The following is a 20,005-nucleotide window of genomic DNA, read 5'->3' as shown; positions in this document are numbered from 1 at the left end:
AGCAATGAGTGCAGAAAAATTAATTACTGAGAATCTGGAACTCTGGACCTCTGCGGTTAAAGCCAAGAAAACCCAGGGCCGTGGCAGCAATAGCAAAAGAGAGCTATATGGCATTAAGAAACTGCGCGAGCTGATTCTGGAGCTGGCGGTGCGCGGTAAGTTGGTGCCGCAAGATCCGAATGATGAGCCGGCTAGTGTGTTGCTGGAGCGGATTGCTGCTGCGAAAGAGCAGCTGATAAAAGAAAAAAAACTTAAAAAAACAAAGCAGCTCCCCATAATCACAGATAAGGATCAGCCATTTAAATTGCCAAATGGCTGGGAATTTGCTCGGTTAGGAAATAACGTATCAATTATTAGAGGAATAACATTTCCAGCTAGCGAGAAAAAAAGTGAACCCGACGTAGGACGTATCGCATGTTTGAGAACTGCTAATGTTCAAGATTCAACAGAATGGGATGACTTACTATATGTAGATAAGGGTTTTGTTAAACGGGAAGAGCAGATTGTTAGGCCAAAAGATATCTTGATGTCTATGGCAAATAGCAGAGAGTTAGTTGGCAAGGTCTCCTATGTACCATCAATTCCCGTGGAGAGGTGCTCTTTTGGTGGTTTTTTGAGTGTAATCAGGTCTCATGTTATTGAACCTTTTTATCTTATGTCAGTACTTCGTTCTCCGAGTATAAAAAACAAACTGATTGATAGTGCGAGTCAAACTACCAACCTCGCAAATATTTCACTAGACAAGCTCAATCCACTAATAATTCCTGTCCCACCAATAACTGAGCAGGTGAAAATTACGACTAAAGTCGACCAACTCATGGCCCTCTGCGACCAACTGGAACAGCAAACCGAAGCCAGCCTGGGCGCCCATCAACAGCTGGTGGATACCCTGCTGGCAACTCTAACCAGCGCCCAAGACGCCGAAGAACTCAAGCAAAACTGGGCCCGCCTGAGCGAACATTTCGACACCCTAATCACCACCGACTACGCCGTAGAACAACTCAAGCAAACCATCCTGCAACTGGCCGTCATGGGCAAACTGGTACCCCAAGATCCCAACGATGAACCGGCAAGTGTGTTACTAGAGCGGATTGCCGCGGAGAAGGCACAGCTTGTTAAAGAGAAAAAGATTAAGAAGCAAAAGCTCTTGCCGGAGATTGGCGATGAAGAAATCTCATTTACATTACCAAATGGTTGGTCGTGGACTCGCTTACAACAGGTAATAACCTTACTAGGTGATGGATTACATGGAACCCCCTGCTATGACGAGACAGGAAGTTATTTTTTCATTAATGGTAACAACTTAAATAGTGGTGCAATAAAAATAAAACCTGAAACGAAACGAGTGAACAAAGAGGAATACAAAAAATACAAGAAGCCGTTAAATGAAAGAACTATACTCGTTTCAATAAACGGCTCGCTTGGCAAAGTTGCATTCTATGACGGCGAACCAATCGTACTTGGTAAAAGTGCATGCTATTTTAACTTAGGCCACAAACTTTCTAAGCCTTTTTTTAAACGAATCATAGAGTCTCCATACTTCAAAGAGTATGCACTTATAAATGCGACAGGAAGTACAATAAAAAATCTAGGATTGAAAGCAGTAAACAGATTTCCTATAGCACTACCCCCCATTGCAGAACAACTTAAGATCGTTAAGAAGGTCGATGAGCTCATGATTCTCTGCGATCAGCTTAAGTCCACCCTAAACAAAGCCCAGTCCAAACAACTATTGATGGCCGATACAATTTTGATAGGGGCATTAAGCTAACATGGAAGTCACAACATTCCGGTTAACTGCACCCAAATATGAGTCAGTAGGCGATCCTCAATTTTCTCAACAGAGTGCAAAATTTCACTTACCCCTATTACCTGCCTACGCCGTACATCACAGCCAATTGACACTGGATACTGACCTATCTCTTGATGGACAGATCTTTCGACCACAATATGTACTGGAAGGTAACACTCTAATATTGACGCTGCACCATCAGTTTTATTTAGGTGAACACACCGGCTGGTTAACCGTTTACCACAATGGCATCAGAGATTATCGGCTCTTATTTCCTCATATTAATAATAGTGCCCTACAGCTACGCCTCGGCCAATTTGCTGAAGAAGCCGATAACGCATTTAACAGCCAATCCTGGTTATCTTATGTGCTTATGGTTGGCGGAGTACTGGAGGGGTTGCTCTATCATCAATACAAAGAGCGAAAATTTATCAAAATGATTAATACAGCCCACAAAGACGGCCTGATCGACAAGGAAGAAAAGAAGCAAATTGATGAAGTGAGAGATGCCCGCAATAAAATTCACGCAGGAAGATACGAACAATCACTCCCCGGTAGAGCACTTGCCCTGGATATCAGTATGACCTATGACAAGTTACTCAAGCGTGACTGGGCAAAGAAAGAAAATATGCAAAATCAAAAACCTGCGCTGAAGGCAACTAGCCCTGCCGGTATAGAAGGTTAAACCGCTATAGGGTTTTAAGCTGTTAACTGCTAACTCTTAAGCCCTGCACTGCACGCAAAAGCTGTTTAAATAATTAGAAAATAAGGAATTCGAAGTATGTCCAACGCATGGATGATCCGCGCCGGGCGCGGTGGTATTTACAGTGAAGACTTCGAGAAAGGCTTTGCCGCAGTGGGTTGGTCACAGCTGGGAGACCTTAGCCAGTACTCAAGCACCGATCGCTTGCGGGACGAATACATCAAGATTTACGGCAATGACAAGCCTGCAGCTACCGCCAACGCCCTAGCCATGATCCTGAAGTTCCGCGATCAGATTACCGCTGGCGACTATATTGTGAGCTACAACCCGGAGACCCGTAACTACCTTCTGGGAGTCGATAAAGGAGAATACCTCTACCAGCCGGATATTATCGGTGACTACGCCAACCTGCGTAAGGTGGAGTGGCTCGGTAAAGTCAGCCGCGACCAGCTGCCCCAGAAAGCAAAGAACTCCCTCGGCTCTACTCTCACCCTCTTCTCCCTAAGCCAGGAAACCATTGATGCCTTCCTAACCATATTTGAAGGCCGTACGGTAACGCCCCAGGAAGACGAAGCCGCAGAAACTGATAGCACACAGCTCAAAGACGAAACCGTGGCCCAGAGCCATGAACTAATCAAAGACAAGATCGCCGCACTGCTGCCTGAGGAAATGGAAGAGTTGGTTGCGGCAATACTGCGCGCGATGGGCTTTAAGGCCAAGGTATCCCCCAAGGGCCCGGATCGCGGTGTGGATGTGATCGCCTCTCCGGATGGCCTGGGACTTACCCAGCCGCGCATTAAAGCGGAAGTGAAACATCGCGATGGCTCCATGGGTGCCCCCGCCATACGCGGCTTTATCGGCGCCCTGCGGGAAGGGGATTCCGGTCTTTTTGTCAGCACCGGCGGTTTCACCCGCGAAGCCCGCTACGAAGCCGACCGCTCCACCTTCCCCCTCACCCTGGTGGACCTAGATGACCTGGCCGATTTAATCGTCAGCCACTATGAGAGCTTCGATTTGGAAGGCAGGGCACTAATGCCTCTGGTGCGTATTTACTGGCCGGTGGATTAAGACAGGCGGGCTAGTACCGTGATCGAATATCGCTATCCAGAAGAGAAAACCGTTGCCCTGTTTTTTGCTGAATTACTGCAAGATTCAGTGGCAATGGATATTTTAGAACGTGGATATGTAACCACTTCAGAAGAAGCCACTCATCTCAGTAAGTTCTTCTGGGCCATGGTTGAGAAATCCGCACAAGAGCCAGAGCTACCTTGCGAGGCCAGCTCTGAATCTTGGCTAGAAAAGCTGTACAACAGCTTTGGCGGATACCTTTTCGAAAAGGGTTATGAGCAGCAGTGGGATGATGAAATTGATAATGCCTAAACTTCAACATTAGAACCATATAATAATGAAAAGCTGCTTTTAAAACTTTTATGGTCTCTGAAAATACTAACATCACCCTACCTAAGCCTTCTGACATAATGCCTAGCGAAAATTCTCAACTTCCTCTACACCTCGAAAACTCTTTAAAAAGTAGAATATATATCGAGGCTTACACATAGTGATGAAATTTAACGAACATGAACTTGCCATCAAAGATATAGCAATTCACTACTCCCACAAGCTAAAAAACCAACTGGCCGAAGACATTCTACTTGGCAAGAGAGATATCACTTCAGCTGAAGAAACTAAACTACTGATTCAGTTTTTCTGGCAAATGGCAGATCAGGCAGCTAAAGATTATCAAAACGATGGACAACCAGATATTGATGTCGACCTTGAGGATTGCATGGAAAAGCTAATGAATATTTTCATCGGCTATACCAAAAGAGCAGGCTTTAACCAACAATGGGTTGAAGAATCCAATAAGACTAACAGCACTTAAAGTTGTTTTCACCATCGAGTCCAATGCCAGCTATTACCGGCCTTTCATCTATCCGTTTCTCTAGCGCTATTATTCTCGGCGGCTCAATAAAACTGGCCAACAGTTTCCCGCCATCAGTGAACTAAAATCATCAATAATTCTTCTATCTATTTTTTCTTCATAGACATAATAGACAATAAATCTCGGCTGCTTACCAGTGCCTAACTTTGACTCTTCATAAAAACAGAAGGAAAAGTGTTGAATAACCTCATCACCGTCTACATCTTCATAAGCCACAGTAAGAGAGTCCCATGAAGGCGAAGATATACCCTTAAGTAATTCTTTTTGGGCACGCACATTATGGTCCTTGTAAGCAACAGTCAAACCTGCAAGCTGGTTGCTGGACACATGGAAAGACAGTTTCGTATCACCAAATGTTTCCGGTAGAGAATACATAAAATCTGCTTTATCCGCTTTTAATACGTCAGGAATTCCTGCCTGCGCAATCATAGAAAAAGAGGCTAGCAGCAATATTAAAATTCCACTTTTCATCATCCACCTTTCAGCTCTTTTGATAAAACCGCCCCACCTCATCAAAGACGCAAGAAATTCTAGCAAGTTAAAAATACAAATCACATCAACTAGAAAAAATCTACAGACCAATATACCAATCACCTGTGAGATATAGAACCAGACAACCAATAAAATATAGGCGCACAAATAATCTTATTAGATTTTATTCAGTTTTCTTCAGCGTCAAAGCTGCGTAGAATCGATAGATATTTATCAAGATTATGGGCAGTGATCAAACCGGCTTCTACAAGCCAATCGCCCAAGCTAAAAAAGAACACCGAGAATTTTCTAAAAGACCCACTCTCAAAGGAGAACGGTAGCGTGACGTAAGAGACAGTAAAAGGCGCTGACCCAAGGTGCGGCAACACCCGGGGCCAGCTAACCAAATTGATAGCATAATTATCAAAGTGGCTCCATGAATGGTACGCTAGAAACCCACTCGTCTTCAATAAAAGGTTGCACATTCAGTAGCCTGAGGCGATTCCCCAAGCACTGGGAGTCTAGCGCCCGCCTTTTCTTCTTTTACGCCTACCGCTCTCGCGCCCCTCCTAATACCTGTAACCGTTCTTACTTTCCTGGCCTTCCCCTTGCGGGAGGTTTGCCAATGCTTTGCGTCTCATTAGGAAACCAATATGTTGATTTTAAACCGCCGTACTGGCGAGAACCTCAGGATTGGGGAAAACGTCTCAATCACAATATTAGAAGTTAAAGGTAATCAGGTGCGGGTAGGTATAATCGCTCCCAAATCCTTACCGGTTCACCGTGAGGAAGTTTATAGGCGTATCCGAAAGAAACAGGAAGTGGACGATGGAAATGGTTGAGCAACGGATACTTCTCATCATTTCTAAATAAGATAGCGGGCTTGGTATTCTTCAAACCAAGTATCAGCAACGCTGCTCCCGAGACGCATGGATGCTATTGCATATAATTCATACTCAGAGTCGGTGGGATGCTCCAAGGCGAGCGAAAGTAATACGGGCACCTGTACAACTTTGTGAAACCATGTTTTCAAAGTCTTGGTGCCCTCTTCGCTCCAAAAGGGTGAGGGTGACTTCCCCTGGGTCAGTACATCTACCTGGCTTGCTAAAAATTCGATGATGCATTGCCGGGAATCTGGGGAATCATCTTCCCACCACTCCCTCAGTTGCTTGGAAATATCGCATCCTGCACAATCAAGTGTGGCCAAGCAGGTTTCTACATTACGAGCATCCCAGCGTTCCGATTGCCACCATGCGTTTAAAAATAGAGTCACGGCCCTTCGCTCAGGCTCTAGCCACATATTCCAGTCTGCATATACAAGTTTGCCAGCAATTATCTCGCTATAACCCGTTAATGGCGTATCAGTGGCAATAAGCTCAAGAATCCTGGGTAGGAAATGCTTGAAATCTTCGACTCCACCCCAGGTGGTCATAGCTTTATTGGTATATCTCTCAAGATCGCTGCTGGTAAGTTCGCCCAGAGGTGCACTATTTAGCGCTTTATGGTCTTCCTCTGAGATACAGCATGGACAACCACTGACATGTGCGGAACGTGGGTACCGAGCGAAGGTATCGTAGGCATTCTCAATAGCGGCCTGTAACTCTGGAGACAGTGACTTCATAAGTTAACCCAGTAAAACTAGAATGTGGCTTTAAAGGCAGTGGTTAGCAATATTACAAGGCCGTAATTGAGGATTCTAGAAACTTAACTTGGCAATCTAAGAAGTACCTATCTACCAGCAAGCAGTCGCTTAGTGGTGTGTCCGTTGTTGGTGGGTAGGATCATCGATCAATCTACCCATGAAATATAGCCACCTCAAGAAGGTGGCTATAAATACCAGGCAGTGAGCCCACAACTGCTTTTGCGACTATCCTCGGTAAGTCATTTTCTTAATCCGCTTGAGGTTAAATTGATAAAGCAAAAGCCGGCAAAATACGTTGCTCTATCAAGCCCAGAGTTTTGTCATCATCTCTGTGGCCCGTGACGGCAATCACTAAATTAAGGTCTTCAATAGCCATCACATACTGGCCACCACCGCCCCATCCAAACTTCGCGATATATTTCTTATCGCCAACCTTCAGGGGCGTTCGCCAGAAGAAGTAGCCGTAGGAGAAGTTGGTATAATCGAACTCATCATCTGTGGGAACAGCTACTTTTCCGGTGGCCTTAGCAATAAACGCTTCAGGGATTAACTGATCGCCATTCCATCTGCCTTTATTGAGTACCAAGGTGCCCCACTTAACCATACTGCGCGATGTCATCATGGCTCTTGACCCTGCCTGGGGCACGCCGCTGACGGCTTCCTTCCAGTGATAGTTGTCGATTCCCATCTTCTCCAGTAGCTCTTCTTTAATAAAGTCGCTCGCGGAACCGGTAACAACAGCATCCAGCACCAACATTGCAATCATTGGGTCTGAGCCTTGGTATAAGTAGGTTTGCGATTCTGAGGTTATCGGTTTGCTATGGCTTAAATAGATTTGGGCCAGCTTTTTTCCTGTCAAATGCTCTGGATTTTCCAGTAAGGCATCCCGTTTTTTTTCATCAATACGAATTCCAGATTGCATACTCATGGCATGGTTCAATGTCACAAGGTCTGCGCCTTTAACAAGCTTCGTCCTATCCAGCCCTTTCAGGAGGGAAGTGACAGGCTTGTCTAAGTCTTCCATGGTTAAATAGCCCAACTGTATCGCCCGCCCAATCGCCAGGGCTGTATAGGCCTTGCTGGCAGAGGCTTGTGGGTGCGGAAAATTAACACGACCAAGGGAATAGTAGGATTCAAAAACCAGTTTGTTGTTTTGAGCAATTAGCAAGCTGTCGTAGGGTGTATGTTGGTTGTCTGCTATTTCTAGTGCCAGCTGTTGCAAACTCTCCTTGATTACATCTATCTCCCCAACAGGAATACCGTCTTTTCTATCCGCTGGGGCTGTATCTATAAATGCTGTTTTAAGCTTTGGTATTGATCTCTCCAGGCCTGTGAGGTCGCTACTATAGTCGGCCATATTGACTTCTGGTGCCTGTAGGTCTCCTGCGCTTACAGTAGTAAATATCCCGTACGTTAGCCCGATTGTGATTAGCTTCTTGATAAGCATTTTATATCCTATATTTAATTTTTAACGGTTTATTAATATGGATCGATATACTATTGATTAGTGTTTCACTTTATCCGCAAGCCAATAAATACTGCGCACTGAAGTCTTTGGAAACGCCGTTGTGTGATTAGCCGATTCAATAACCACCGGTTCTATGGATAAGTTAGCCAGCTTTTGGCTCTTTAACTCACTAACAAACCTTTCTACCGTCGCACCCAGCTCCTTTTCTAAAGCGCCGTAGGCAATAAATACATTGGTTTGTTTTGGTAGTTCTATCAATGGTTTGTTAGGCTCTAGTTCAAGACGAGAATCCATATAAGTGCCGATCAATCTTGATGGGCTACCGATAATGTAGTTCTGAAAAGTATCCGGTTGACTTATTAAGGCATAGACTCCAAAGAGACCACCAAATGAGTAACCGAAATATGTCCGATTATCTGGATTCGCGCGGTAATTGCTTTCAATATACTTTATAACGTCATTTCTGATAAAGGCGAGATGCTGATGGGCCTCTCCTTTAAAGGATTCTTTATCGTTATCTTTATTATCTGAGGGTAGTGCTGGTTTAAAGTCCCGATATCGACTCGACCATTCATTTTCATCAGCTGGCATACCTTTCCGCCAGCCAATGCCCACCAAAATTGCATCTTCCAGTGCATACTCTGTGGTGGCCGACAGTATTTCAACCGCCCACAAAGCATCTGTATAATAAATAACCGGATGCTTTTTGGTGTCACTCTCCTTATATTTCTCAGGCAGCTTGATATACAGCTCGTATTCCCTGTTATTGCTGGAGTCCTGAATGGGTATCACTTGGATTGTGGATAACTCCAGGGCTTTATGCTCACCGGCTTCAAGGGCAGCGATAGGTAGCAACAGGAGAAAGGCGACTAGTAAACGCTTTTTCATATCAGTATTTATACCGTTACATGTGATCGGAGAAGCGTTCAATCTAAACAAGGAGCCTATGAAACACCTGAAGTGCCCCTGACTTTTGAATGACTTTGTTCTGTTGCTATAAAGTGCTTATTTATCAACAAGTTACAAAGTCTGCTTTAGCTGTAATCAGGGTTTATGCTAGTATCCATTGCCAAAATTTAGCTCATATTTTGTTCAGGTAGATACATCAATGACTTCACAATATTGGGTGGGTGACTTCTTTGTTGATTTATCTAGAAACCAGATCACCCGACATGAGCACTCGCAAACTATCCCCCCTAAAGCCCTTGCTGTCTTAACCCACTTAGCAAGACATCAGCGAAAAGTGGTGAGCCAGGATGAGCTACTGTCTGAGGTCTGGCCGGATACAATAGTCACACCCAATACGCTGCAAAGAAGTATTGCGCAACTTAGAAAAGCCTTTGGGGAAGATCGGAAGCAGCAGTCTTATATTAGGACCCATGCGAAACAGGGTTATAGCCTGGAATGCGATATTGTTTGGCAAGATGGTGATTCTATTCCACAGGGTAAGACAGCACCGGAAGAGGAAGCTCCCTCCCCTACTCCCCCTGAGCATGAAATAGATATAACACCGGTTAATCCAAACCACCAAACCCAGACGATCAAACCAAATCGATTTCCAATCTTTGCACTTGTCGGGTTGGTATTATTAGTATTTGTTATATTTAAACACTCTCCGCCCGAGCAAAGCTCTCAGCTTGTATTTGATCGATTACAGGCGGTAACTGCAACTGACCGTAAAGAGTTTAGCCCCTCTTATTCGCCTGACGGTGAATATATTATATTTAATCGTTACTTAGATAAGCTCTGCGTTAATAAAATCTGGGCCAGAAATATTCATACACAGAAGGAAACAGAGTTAACTCCAGAATGGGGTACTTATGGCCGCCATACACTATCACCGGATGGCAAGAAACTGGTATTTATCTCTGAAGAAGACTGCACCATACCGCTAACCCAAAATACTTGTTACAACTTGGTAAGCCTGGATTTTCAAAAGGCATTAGCCAGCCCACAACAGCCAAATGTATTAATGCGCTGTAGAAATTCCGCGATTAAGAACCCGGTATGGCTAAATAACAATGATCTCGCTATTTTGCACAAAGAGACTGACCGTTGGCGGTTGATCAACTATTCAGTCAAGGATAATGCCAGTCGAGTTCTTTATGACCTGGAGAGTGGAAACCTGGCCTATTTTGATTACTCAATCACTGATGGGTTAATAGCCGTAACCAGTCATCATCAAGATGGCCAGCTTTATATCGATATGCTGGATTCCAAGGGGGCACTTCTATCCAGCCATCCGGTAGATTACCCAGATGAAATACCTCAGCGCAGGAGCATATCCCCTAACTTTTCGCCGCTTACAGATGAGTTAATCTTTAGCACAGGGCGGCGACTCTTCTCTCTCACTTATGATGGAAAGGTCAGTAAGCTTGATTTACCCCTGGATCAGTCTGCCAGCTCGCCGGAATTCCACCCAAATGGGCAGAGGGCACTTCTGATTAAGGGCCGATACGATAGTGACATTGCATCAATACCGCTTAACCAATCTGAGTCCATCGAAACACCTTCGGACGAAGATGTCAGCGAACTCTACCCAAGCACAACACGGTCGATTTTGGGGGAAGATGATGGCATTTTCCAACCCAATGGCAACCTGATTGCATTTACATCCAGGCGCTCTGGTGAAGATCAGGTGTGGATAACTGATGGCAGCGATTTACGGCAAGTCAGTCAGTTTCCAATGGATACCAATATCTACGGCATTAACTGGTCTGCCGACGGCCAAAGCATACTGGCGAGTGCCAATCAGATACTGACTAAGATCTCCCTGGACGATAGCAGAGAAACCTTCTCACTAGCCCATCCAGTTGACCGACTGTTCCAGTGGGATAGCGTGAGTAACCTCGCACTGTTAACTCTAACGGTGAAAGGTGTTACAAAGTTTGCAGAAGTAAACTTGGATGATCTTGAAGTAAGCATTATCAACGATACCCAAGTTAACTGGGCCCAAAGAAGCGAGGATGGCCGGCTGATCTATATGGATCATATGAACCGCTTCTGGCAGCCCGGCCCTGCGGAAGACCAGCTTATTGAAGAGCTGATTAATCAGGGCAGTGAAAAAAGGTTTGTGATCAAAGAGAATTTGATTTACTCAATCAATCGAGATGACCAGCTGTGGTCTTACAACCTCGACACCGGTAACTTTTCTATTTTGAGAGCAGTGCATAGAGATATCGATTATTTGACTGATATTAATCAGGAAAACCTAATGATTACCTATGTTGTTGCCGCTAAAAAGGAAGTTGCGGAGTTATTCTTACGGGAATAGAAATACAGCCTGTTTTAGTTTTAAAAAGTAAGATGGTTAGCTATAAACCATCTTATTTCCCAACCGCGATTTAATTCAAGATATTACTCTTATTTTCTATCAACTAAATTGCATGGTTACTTAAAAAGTTTCATAAGCTGTTCAACCATCCACATATGAAGCTGGCTATGGTTAGATCGACTATGCCATGCTGCTATAACCTCAAATTTTGGTGTTTGCGTGTCCAACTTAAGAGGAATAACTTTTTTATTGGGTAGAAGTCTTGAGGGGTAAAACGCAATTGTGTCTGTCGCAGCAATAATATCTGGGGCGGCAGAAAAGCTGGGTATCGACATAACAATATTGCGTTTTAGCCCCTGCATCGCAAACCACTCATCGTGTGATCCTTTGAGGTTTGCCCGTGATGGTGAAATGATCAGTTGCGGAAGCTCGGCTACATCTGCCAATGTTAATGACTTACCCTTCAGTGGGGACTTTTTTCCCGCTATACAGACATGTTGCTCCTCAAATAGCAATTTGTATGGCAGGTCATCCGGAATGAAATCAGGAAATGTGAGCGCTAAGTCGATCTCACCAGCAACCATTAACTGATTGAGATTATCTGTTTCAAAGTCCCTGACGATAACTTTAAGTTCCGGGGCAGATTTACGGACAACCTCTAATAGCTGGGGCAGTACCGATTGAATCGCGTAATCCGTGGCACTAATACTAAAAATCCCTCTATAAGTTGCCGGATCAAACGCTATTGGGGTTAGCAGTGACTCTACATCCTTCAAAATACTACTGATCCTGCCTCCCAGCTGCTCAGCAACAGGGGTAGGCACCATACCGTTGCCTTGCCGGATAAACAGCCGGTCATCAAACACTTCTCTCAGCTTACGCAACTGTTCGCTTATCGCTTGCTGGGTTAACCCCACCTTTTCAGCTACCCGGGATAGGTTTCTCTCTTGAAGCAGTGCTTCCAGTATACGTAGCTGTTTTAGGTCCAAGCGGCTTATACCATTCATATTTGTAACCAAGACAAAGAGTAGTTGTTTCAAATTGTATCCTTGCACCTCTAGTATTCCCACCATCACAAGGCACAGCCAAAACTGGCTGGAGCTATTCAGTTGCCCTTATAACCGCTGCTTTTTACCTGTGTCTTTTCAAACACTCACTGCAGTCAGTTTTTAACAGGAAGGTCATTATGAAAAACGAGTCACTATTCAGTGAGATCAACCTGGGCCCTTACACCCTGAAAAACCGTATTGTTCTGCCACCCCTGACCCGATCACGCAGTAGTCAGCCTGGCAATATTGCCAATGACTTGATGGCTAACTATTACTCACAGCGTGCTGGTGCTGGGTTTATGGTTACAGAGGGCACACAAATCGAACCCAGGGGCCAGGGCTACGCTTGGACACCTGGAATCTATTCCAAGGAACAGATCGAAGGCTGGAAAAAAGTGACCAAAGCCGTGCACGATCAAGGCGGTATCATCTTTGCCCAGCTCTGGCATGTTGGGCGTGTATCCCACACTTCACTACAGCCTGGCAATGCAGCACCCATCGCGCCATCTGCTATCCGCGCAGACGCTGTTAAGGTATTTATCGAGACAGGCCCAGGACAAGGCGCCCTGGCTGAACCCAGTGAGCCTCGTGCGCTGACAACAGAGGAAGTTAAAGAACTGGTTCAACTCTATGCCCAAGCTGCTCGCAACGCCATGGAAGCCGGCTTCGACGGCGTTGAGCTACACTGTGCCAACGGTTACCTTGTGAACCAGTTTATTTCAGAACATACCAATCATCGCGATGATGAGTATGGTGGTAGCCTAGAGAACAGACTGCGCTTCCTTAAAGAAATTGTTGCAGCGGTATCAAAAGAAGTTGGTGGCGAACGGCTCGGTGTTCGGTTTGCACCGCTTTTCGAAAGTACCGATGAGGACAGAGTCTACCTTGGTCTGGTAGAGAGTGATCCCCACAAGACCTATATCGAAGCTATTAAGCTGCTAAATGAAGCTGGAATTGCCTATCTGTCATTGGCCGAGGCGGATTGGGATAATGCACCTGATTTGCCTGAGAATTTCTATCGAGAAGTACGTGAAATCTTTGGCGGGCGCATCATGTATGCAGGAAAGTATTCCCCCGAAAAAGCTTTGCGGGTGCTTGACGCAGGTAATGGAGATATCTTTGGCTTTGGCCGACCTTTTATTGCCAACCCGGATCTTCCCACGCGTATCCGCAATGAATGGCCACTCAATCAGGTTGACCCGGAAACTATGTATGGCGGCACCGAAGTAGGATATACGGACTATCCTCTCTACCAGCAGTGATCTGGTGTAGGATCGGCTCGATTATTATGGATTGCTAGCTGTAAGTGGCATTTCTATAAATATTTCTAAAGTCTATCAGCGCTAGCCAAAAGGCATAAGCGCCTATTGATTAGAAATAGATAGCCTCAGAGATTTCTATTCTCTGGGGTTCTTTTTCCAGACTACTCATAAGAGGTAATATTTTTAAGCCTTAAAGCTATACCTTTATCTTATGCAAACACTCATCACCCTAAAAAAATAGATTTATATCATCAGGACGATGAGTAGACCGAACTACCCTTAGGTAAAAGGTAAAACCCGAGAATTTAATAAGCCTCAAGTTTACAAGTATCTTGAGGCACCGTGAAACCATCAATATTACTACTTATTTATATTAGTATAAGATCAAGCAGCCTTCTTTGATAAAGCTACCGCAATATTACTTATCGCAACCTCCATAGAAACTTTTCCATCCAAGTAAGGCTTCCAATACTTATCAAGAAGTACTTTGTAGTCCCAGTGCCCGCTATACAGGCCACGTATTTCGGCATAAGGTACATACTCAGAGTCATCCTCGAATATCACTTTCTTAACTATTTCTCCAACGGTATAGAACTGTATCGGATGCCAAATTCCATTATGATTGTCCAGCCCCAACCGACTAAATTCTTTATTAATGACTCGCTGCAACTTACTATTTCGACCTACTCCATTAGCATGAGAAATTTCATGGAAAAACATCTCAAACGCATACCAGTCAGTATATTCTGAATAGGTACTATTAATAATCGTTTGAAAACTTCTCCCAGAAGTGGTAGCGCCCTGGCGCATTCCAGGTTTGTAAACAATATTTACCGTATGCTCATCAAGAACCAGCTTTTCATCAAATAGCTTTTCCAAGCTACTAGAAACCCTATCTCCATAAACATCAAGTTTACTTTTCAAATTCTGGTACCAATTAAGATTTCTCGCTTCATGAACCGGCCACAACTTGGCTTTATAAATAGTTGTGAGGTTATTTAAATGTGTATATAGAATATTTTCCACAGAACCTTGCTTAACGGCGTGATGTGATAACAAGAGCGCAGTTAAATCTGAAATCTCAGAATTAGACCTGATGATATGTATGTTTTTGCCAGCGCCATATTTCCTATACTCGCCAATTACAAGGTCAAAAATCTCTTGCTCCTCAACAGAAAGAGTTCGCCCCTCTTTTAAATCATTATGTAAATCTTTATCTCTAGCTAATTCATATAAATAGAGGTGTAAATTTAGTAACAGCTCATTTTTAAATTTAACCGAATGCCAATTTTTCACTCCATTGACAACTGGCATCTCAGCAAGAACAGAACAAGACAGAGCGGAAATTACTAAAGCTAAGAATAAAAGTCGAAACATAACAATGGTGCCATTTATTTTTAGTATATTTATATTTCAGAGATCATCAGATACTAATAAAAACACATAGTTCAAAATATTAGCCCATATATCAACACGATATAACTTAACCTGTATTATTATTCAAAATCCAGCGTATGGAAAAAGTAGCTGATATCCTGCAGTTAACACTTTTGAAAACTATCAACCTCAATCAGAGAGGTATTTTCAGCGGCAATAATTCAATTGATAGACTGTTTTTCAACCAAAAAGACCATTAAACAGGCAGGCAACCACTTACTCTTATTGTTATAAAGGCCACTTGTAGGACTCGTTGTTATTCCTCATGTAAAATACCTTAACCAAGTACACTGTACTGTTTTAAAGAAAACTACAATTTCCAGAGCCCAAAAAGAAATGAAGAATCTCTTGAGCATTATTACACTAGCCCTTGCTACCACTTCTTGTATGAAACTCGAGGTTCAGCCCGGCAACGTTATCGGGGACACTGTAGATGCAGGTAAAGAGGCGTTCCAAAGCATCAAGAGAAGCCGTAATGGTGAAGAAGAGAGAGACTTTTCTCACAAAATCAGCTACGACCCGACTGCCTCTAATGCAATCAACATCACCAACTGCAAGAAGGAAATGATGGAGGTGATTTCTGCCTCTGAACTTACCGTCTCACAAATTTTGACTGAATCTTCTGAAATTACTGGAGAGGAAGCTAGCAAGAGCGTACAGTGCGCTGCAAAAGTGGTAGTCACTAAGAACGCTTAAAGCACCAGACTGCTGACTTTGATATATAGTTCTGGTATAGAGCCCCTCTTGACCCTATGCCAGTTCTTGGCCCGCAGATAAACTCCCCTGATACTCCATAGCCAAGGAGTGGAAAAGTGGTTAAAAGTCTCTCAACTTTACTTACTATTATCTCGCTAAGTATGTCCTCCATCCTGGCTCAGGCAGATACCCCTATCAACGAAATAAACCACTTAATGGAGTTTGTCTCTGCTTCAGAGTGTACCTTTATCCGCAACGATAGTGAGCACACCAGCCAGGAAGCAGTGGAGCATATGGAGAAGAAATATAAGTATTTCTCCAACAAAATTGATAGCGCGGAGGATTTTATTAGGCTAAGTGCAACCAAAAGCACCTTTAGTGGCAAGCTCTACCATATTCAGTGTGCCGATAAGCCTAAAGAAGAATCCCAGAGGTGGCTTCTGAACGAATTAGCACGCTACCGTGAAACGACACAACTAAGACCCAATACTAATTGAGAAATTTGCAATGCAATCAAAATAGTATGGTAAATGCCGTCACCAACTGGTTTGGCCCCGACTTCAACAAGCTAAACCCGCTACTACAACGCCTACATACAAAAGGGGCAAAGCTCTCCGGGGAAGTTAAAGTTCAGTTCGGCTCTGGATTAGCTGGAATTATAGGCAAACGAATTGCTGGAAAGCTGGGTGTCCCACAAAATACAAGGGAATCTCCTTTTTCAGTAAATATTCAGCACACACAGCATAAATTAATCTGGTCTCGTACTTTCTCAAATAGCCATTCGATGACCTCAGAATTTGTACCTATAGGGACAAGAGAAAAAGCTGGTTATTGGATTGAAAAAACAGGGATAATTAATATCCGACTTGGCGTTTCCATAGAGGAAGGAAACTGGTTTTGGGCCCCACAGTCAGTTTCTATTCTTCATATCCCAATTCCCTCAGTCTTAAGGCCCAGGATCGTCGCAGGCAAATCAATCATTAACAATCAATATCACTTTGAGGTATCGATTTCGTTACCCATTATAGGGTTCTCATTTGGCTATTCGGGCATATTGCGTGAACAACTCCCTGAAACTAGATAGCTGTGCGATTAACCTCTGGCAAAAGGTCTTTCAAAAACCTTGATTACATATACTTGTAGCCGAGCGTAACGAGAGATAATCTCACTAAAAACAATAGTGAAAGATATATGGAAAGTGAACTGCAATCACTTCGCGCGGAACTAGCCCTGCTGGAGCGAGACAATCGCCGTCGCATTGAGATATTCGAACAGCGGTTATCGGCTCTAGAAGCGCAGATACAGCAAGATACTAGGGATCAGTTAGCAAGTCAGCTCCCGGCAGTGGATGAGCCTGAAGATGAGCTATCCCAATTAATGGGTACTCATCCCTCCAGATCTCCGTCGACAGAGCAGGCTACTCCCCCTCTTCCTGAAACTCCAACCCAGCCGGTAAGCACTATCACCACTGCTCCTAATATAGCCAGAAAGCCTAGTAGACAGGCCAAATGGCTATCTGAAGAGCTACCGAGCCTATTGGAACCTGCTCTGGAACCCATTAGCCGAGTATGGGGCTCCCTGATGAGTTTCTACCGGCACTACCAAAGCCAAGGGAAGGCTCCTGTCTTCTTTATGACCGCTGCCGGCATCCTGGCGCTGGTGTTTGGCTTTGCTTACCTGTTGCAGTTTTCTTTCAATGCCTATTTTGGTCCTGTAGGTAAAGTGACTTTAGGCTTCCTGGTAGCAGCGGCGACTACTACTGGTGGAGTAATGTTCAGGCGGCGCATGCCCAACATGGCGGATTACGGCTCAGGACTGATCGCTCTCGGGGTCATACTGCTTTACTTATGTGGTTACTTTGCCGGGCCTTACTATCAGTTGGTTCCGATTCCCATCGGCGTGGGGCTGCTTGTAGTAACTACCGGAGTTGCTTATTTACTCGCCCTACTATTCGAGACCCGGGTTGTTTCCATGGTGACTCTGCTGGGTGGAGCCACGATGCCCTTGGTGGCCAATCATTTTGATCCATCCGCAGTTATTTATCTCAGCTACTTGTTGGTACTCGCGCTCGCAATGCTGCGTTTGTCCAAGTTGATTCAATGGCCTCAGCTGGCAGTGGTCACCATGGCGCTCAGCGCAGGGATGTTCGAGTTTTCAGTCGCAAACTTGGGCGAGTCTAGCTCAAACTGGGGTCTGTTACTGATACTGCATGGTTTCTTCTATGGGTTTGCCCATTACATACTGGGTGGGCTTAGTGGCAAGGAAATGGATAGGAGGCGCCTCGGTTTGCTGGTAGCAAACCTGGTGCTATTTATTCATATTAGCTGGTCTCTAGCACCCACTGCTAATGCACTAGGTGTGGTTTGGTTACTCAACCTAATACCCTGGGCCGCGCTCGCCATCTACTCACGCCACCTGTTCGGCTACGATGTTAATAGTGCCTCGGCCCGCAGTATCCTCGCAATGGCTTTACTCCATGGGGGCTTGTTAACAGGCCTGGCAATTCTGGCACTTTGCAGCCCTGAATTTTTGGGCATTGTGTGGTGCCTGGAGGGCCTCCTGCTGATTTACCTTGGAATACATTTTGGTTTTGTCAGCGTGCGAAGTGAGGGCTATATCGCTCTAGCCCTCGCCGGCGTAACCTTATTCTTGCAAGCTCTCGTATGGGTGGCTGAGAGCTTGGTTCCTGCTCCACTACTATTATCCTTAGAGGTGAGTGCAGGCTGGACTAACTGGCTGACCCTCAGTGCTGGGGCCTTTGCGCTCACCCAGCTATTACGCCGTAGTGCCGGTAAAATCACTCCCGCTGAACAACATTTCACTTATATCGCAGATAATGCTTTCGGACTGCTTTTATCTGCGAGCTTCCTGCTATCGGTGGGTATTATCTGGCCGCAAGGGATGTGGTTGCTGGCACCACTGCCAATGACTTTCCTGATCTGGCGTAGCCAGCGCATGAATTCAGCATTTAGCGAGTGGCTCGGTCTCTGGCATTACCTTCTGTTGTTTGTCCCACTGTTAGCCAGTGCATCGGTTGTAGGCAACCTTCATTTCTACGATCAAATCCCCTACGGAAAAATCGCCAGTATTGAAGCTTTCCTGGGACTTTGGTTGCTTGCGGAGCTTTATCACCAGCTGAATATACAATCACCAGGGCAGAAGCTGGCATTGGCACTGCGTAAACTCTTTTACGCTTTACTGCCCATTATTGCCTTACCTACCATACTGTATAAGGCCAGTGACTACTTCACTGTTGCTATGTGGTTCTCGTGTGGTATTGCCCTATTCCTCTACAAATGGCTGCGGATGGAACATCTAAAACAAGAAGTTCGCATTTTGATTTCTGCTGCAAGCCTTATCACTATCGGCGGTTGTCTCCTACAAGAGTTTGTCGGCTGGCAGGGCAAGGCGATGGAGGGGCTAATACTGGGAGTCGCCAGCTTCATAGGGCTCATATGGCTTGGCCAGGGCTTAAAGCGATACCCCGCAGGTAGGGAGTGGCAGCATGCTATTCACTGGGCACTGAAGCCTGTATTCCCGATGGCCTTCTACTATTTTGCGGCAGTGCTGATAGCTGTCAGTTACACTTTAACTCATGACTTTGTCCTGTCATTACTACTCACCCAGCTCTATTTTGGAAGCCTCTTTTTCAGCCAACCCAAGCTGGCACCAGTACGCAACCAGCTTACGCCCTTCTACATGCTGACACTGGGTATTTTTGAATTAATTACACTGATTCAAGTCGGAGCTGTCATTGTGAAATCGCACAATGCAGAGTGGATTGGAGCCTATAACCTGGTCTCTCTTGGCATCGCTGTCCTGTTGGCTTACCACAAAACCCTGCCTACGAGAGCTGTTTGGTCTGGTCATCGAATGGCAAATATGTGGCTGGTGCATGTTACCGCGATTATTGTTTACGTAGCTCTATTAGCACAGCTATTTGATGCCATGTGGCTACCGGCAGTTTCCTTCGCTCTCGTTGTCCATGCAACCCTACTATTGTTCCAGACATTAAAGCCCGAAACCCAGAAGTTACTTAAGTTGTCACTAATTATTTACGGCATAGCTGCACTGAAGATTGTGCTCTGGGATATGCAGGACTTCTCACTAATACAGAAGATAGTCGTTTGTATGTTAGTGGGGCTGTGTATGCTGGGGGCGGCCTATCAATACCAGAGATTCCTACCAAATAAAAGGCTGCCTCAATAGGCAGCCTTTTTTCCTTATCGACATAAATTTATTCAGAAATCCCTTAGCTATTAGTGAATT

Annotated in this window: 18 protein-coding genes; 12 read left to right on the top strand and 6 right to left on the bottom strand. The window is 44.8% G+C overall.

The annotated features are described in order from the left end of the window. Positions 1 to 4: 4 nt before the first annotated feature. The 5 genes from ACJJIZ_RS06145 to ACJJIZ_RS06125 all read left to right on the top strand — a co-directional run bounded on the left by ACJJIZ_RS06145 (position 5) and on the right by ACJJIZ_RS06125 (position 4,377). The gene (locus ACJJIZ_RS06145) at positions 5 to 1,771 is read left to right on the top strand and encodes a restriction endonuclease subunit S (protein ID WP_444915553.1); all 1,767 of its coding nucleotides are present in this window, start codon (positions 5 to 7) and stop codon (positions 1,769 to 1,771) included. Between the two features lies 1 nt (position 1,772). Then, positions 1,773 to 2,477, top strand: coding sequence for a DUF4145 domain-containing protein (locus tag ACJJIZ_RS06140; protein ID WP_444915552.1), 705 nt, complete (start codon positions 1,773 to 1,775; stop codon positions 2,475 to 2,477). Between the two features lie 96 nt (positions 2,478 to 2,573). Then, positions 2,574 to 3,563: a restriction endonuclease gene (locus ACJJIZ_RS06135; RefSeq protein WP_444915551.1), complete on the top strand. Its 990-nt coding sequence runs from the start codon at positions 2,574 to 2,576 to the stop codon at positions 3,561 to 3,563. Positions 3,564 to 3,581: 18 nt separating this feature from the next. Further along, on the top strand, positions 3,582 to 3,875 hold the full coding sequence (locus tag ACJJIZ_RS06130; RefSeq protein ID WP_444915550.1) for a hypothetical protein: 294 nt from the start codon (positions 3,582 to 3,584) through the stop codon (positions 3,873 to 3,875). A gap of 181 nt (positions 3,876 to 4,056) precedes the next feature. Further along, entirely contained in the window at positions 4,057 to 4,377 is a 321-nt protein-coding gene (locus ACJJIZ_RS06125) for a hypothetical protein (protein WP_444915549.1), read from the top strand. Between the two features lie 69 nt (positions 4,378 to 4,446). Here the strand turns inward: ACJJIZ_RS06125 and ACJJIZ_RS06120 are convergent, their stop codons facing one another. Beyond that, entirely contained in the window at positions 4,447 to 4,911 is a 465-nt protein-coding gene (locus ACJJIZ_RS06120; protein WP_444915548.1) for a hypothetical protein, read from the bottom strand. A 650-nt stretch (positions 4,912 to 5,561) separates the two neighbouring features. Between ACJJIZ_RS06120 and csrA the strand changes: the two genes are divergently transcribed. Then, entirely contained in the window at positions 5,562 to 5,750 is a 189-nt protein-coding gene (gene csrA / locus ACJJIZ_RS06115; RefSeq protein ID WP_444915547.1) for a carbon storage regulator CsrA, read from the top strand. Between the two features lie 23 nt (positions 5,751 to 5,773). Here csrA and ACJJIZ_RS06110 read toward each other — a convergent pair whose 3' ends face one another. The 3 genes from ACJJIZ_RS06110 to ACJJIZ_RS06100 all read right to left on the bottom strand — a co-directional run bounded on the left by ACJJIZ_RS06110 (position 5,774) and on the right by ACJJIZ_RS06100 (position 8,906). After that, the gene (locus ACJJIZ_RS06110; protein WP_444915546.1) at positions 5,774 to 6,529 is read right to left on the bottom strand and encodes a hypothetical protein; all 756 of its coding nucleotides are present in this window, start codon (positions 6,527 to 6,529) and stop codon (positions 5,774 to 5,776) included. A gap of 283 nt (positions 6,530 to 6,812) precedes the next feature. After that, a complete protein-coding gene (locus tag ACJJIZ_RS06105) occupies positions 6,813 to 7,997 on the bottom strand; it encodes a serine hydrolase domain-containing protein (RefSeq protein ID WP_444915545.1) in 1,185 nt (394 codons plus the stop codon). 57 nt (positions 7,998 to 8,054) lie between these two features. Next, positions 8,055 to 8,906, bottom strand: coding sequence for an alpha/beta hydrolase (locus ACJJIZ_RS06100; RefSeq protein WP_444915544.1), 852 nt, complete (start codon positions 8,904 to 8,906; stop codon positions 8,055 to 8,057). Between the two features lie 220 nt (positions 8,907 to 9,126). Here ACJJIZ_RS06100 and ACJJIZ_RS06095 point away from each other — a divergent pair, with 220 nt between their 5' ends. Beyond that, positions 9,127 to 11,292: a winged helix-turn-helix domain-containing protein gene (locus ACJJIZ_RS06095; protein WP_444915543.1), complete on the top strand. Its 2,166-nt coding sequence runs from the start codon at positions 9,127 to 9,129 to the stop codon at positions 11,290 to 11,292. Between the two features lie 116 nt (positions 11,293 to 11,408). Here ACJJIZ_RS06095 and ACJJIZ_RS06090 read toward each other — a convergent pair whose 3' ends face one another. After that, a complete protein-coding gene (locus ACJJIZ_RS06090; RefSeq protein WP_444915542.1) occupies positions 11,409 to 12,332 on the bottom strand; it encodes a LysR family transcriptional regulator in 924 nt (307 codons plus the stop codon). A gap of 146 nt (positions 12,333 to 12,478) precedes the next feature. Between ACJJIZ_RS06090 and ACJJIZ_RS06085 the strand changes: the two genes are divergently transcribed. Then, positions 12,479 to 13,603: an alkene reductase gene (locus ACJJIZ_RS06085; RefSeq protein WP_444915541.1), complete on the top strand. Its 1,125-nt coding sequence runs from the start codon at positions 12,479 to 12,481 to the stop codon at positions 13,601 to 13,603. A 384-nt stretch (positions 13,604 to 13,987) separates the two neighbouring features. Here ACJJIZ_RS06085 and ACJJIZ_RS06080 read toward each other — a convergent pair whose 3' ends face one another. Further along, complete coding sequence (locus ACJJIZ_RS06080) at positions 13,988 to 14,980, bottom strand: hypothetical protein (RefSeq protein WP_444915540.1); 993 nt, start codon at positions 14,978 to 14,980, stop codon at positions 13,988 to 13,990. Between the two features lie 396 nt (positions 14,981 to 15,376). On the opposite strand from ACJJIZ_RS06080, the gene ACJJIZ_RS06075 reads away from it, so the two are divergent. The 4 genes from ACJJIZ_RS06075 (at position 15,377) to ACJJIZ_RS06060 (ending at position 19,945) form a co-directional block, all read left to right on the top strand. After that, a complete protein-coding gene (locus ACJJIZ_RS06075) occupies positions 15,377 to 15,736 on the top strand; it encodes a hypothetical protein (RefSeq protein WP_444915539.1) in 360 nt (119 codons plus the stop codon). Positions 15,737 to 15,852: 116 nt separating this feature from the next. Further along, positions 15,853 to 16,233, top strand: coding sequence for a DUF5329 family protein (locus ACJJIZ_RS06070; protein WP_444915538.1), 381 nt, complete (start codon positions 15,853 to 15,855; stop codon positions 16,231 to 16,233). Between the two features lie 26 nt (positions 16,234 to 16,259). Then, complete coding sequence (locus tag ACJJIZ_RS06065; RefSeq protein WP_444915537.1) at positions 16,260 to 16,820, top strand: DUF4166 domain-containing protein; 561 nt, start codon at positions 16,260 to 16,262, stop codon at positions 16,818 to 16,820. Positions 16,821 to 16,927: 107 nt separating this feature from the next. Beyond that, positions 16,928 to 19,945 (top strand): DUF2339 domain-containing protein, encoded by a 3,018-nt coding sequence (locus ACJJIZ_RS06060; RefSeq protein ID WP_444915536.1) that lies wholly within the window; start codon positions 16,928 to 16,930, stop codon positions 19,943 to 19,945. Positions 19,946 to 20,005 lie beyond the last annotated feature (60 nt).

Source organism: Microbulbifer maximicatervae (SeqCode) (assembly GCF_052467225.1).
The sequence above is the reverse complement of the archived record's forward strand: the minus strand, read 5'-3'. Positions and strand labels throughout refer to the sequence as shown.

Coding starts and splice junctions, on each gene's coding strand:
- ACJJIZ_RS06060 (WP_444915536.1), top strand. CDS start 16,928: ATGGAAAGTGAACTGCAATCACTTCGCGCGGAACTAGCCCTGCTGGAG.
- ACJJIZ_RS06100 (WP_444915544.1), bottom strand. CDS start 8,906: ATGAAAAAGCGTTTACTAGTCGCCTTTCTCCTGTTGCTACCTATCGCT.
- ACJJIZ_RS06145 (WP_444915553.1), top strand. CDS start 5: ATGAGTGCAGAAAAATTAATTACTGAGAATCTGGAACTCTGGACCTCT.
- ACJJIZ_RS06105 (WP_444915545.1), bottom strand. CDS start 7,997: ATGCTTATCAAGAAGCTAATCACAATCGGGCTAACGTACGGGATATTT.
- ACJJIZ_RS06110 (WP_444915546.1), bottom strand. CDS start 6,529: ATGAAGTCACTGTCTCCAGAGTTACAGGCCGCTATTGAGAATGCCTAC.
- ACJJIZ_RS06135 (WP_444915551.1), top strand. CDS start 2,574: ATGTCCAACGCATGGATGATCCGCGCCGGGCGCGGTGGTATTTACAGT.
- csrA (WP_444915547.1), top strand. CDS start 5,562: ATGTTGATTTTAAACCGCCGTACTGGCGAGAACCTCAGGATTGGGGAA.
- ACJJIZ_RS06095 (WP_444915543.1), top strand. CDS start 9,127: ATGACTTCACAATATTGGGTGGGTGACTTCTTTGTTGATTTATCTAGA.
- ACJJIZ_RS06125 (WP_444915549.1), top strand. CDS start 4,057: ATGAAATTTAACGAACATGAACTTGCCATCAAAGATATAGCAATTCAC.
- ACJJIZ_RS06075 (WP_444915539.1), top strand. CDS start 15,377: ATGAAGAATCTCTTGAGCATTATTACACTAGCCCTTGCTACCACTTCT.
- ACJJIZ_RS06120 (WP_444915548.1), bottom strand. CDS start 4,911: ATGATGAAAAGTGGAATTTTAATATTGCTGCTAGCCTCTTTTTCTATG.
- ACJJIZ_RS06140 (WP_444915552.1), top strand. CDS start 1,773: ATGGAAGTCACAACATTCCGGTTAACTGCACCCAAATATGAGTCAGTA.
- ACJJIZ_RS06085 (WP_444915541.1), top strand. CDS start 12,479: ATGAAAAACGAGTCACTATTCAGTGAGATCAACCTGGGCCCTTACACC.
- ACJJIZ_RS06080 (WP_444915540.1), bottom strand. CDS start 14,980: ATGTTTCGACTTTTATTCTTAGCTTTAGTAATTTCCGCTCTGTCTTGT.
- ACJJIZ_RS06065 (WP_444915537.1), top strand. CDS start 16,260: ATGGTAAATGCCGTCACCAACTGGTTTGGCCCCGACTTCAACAAGCTA.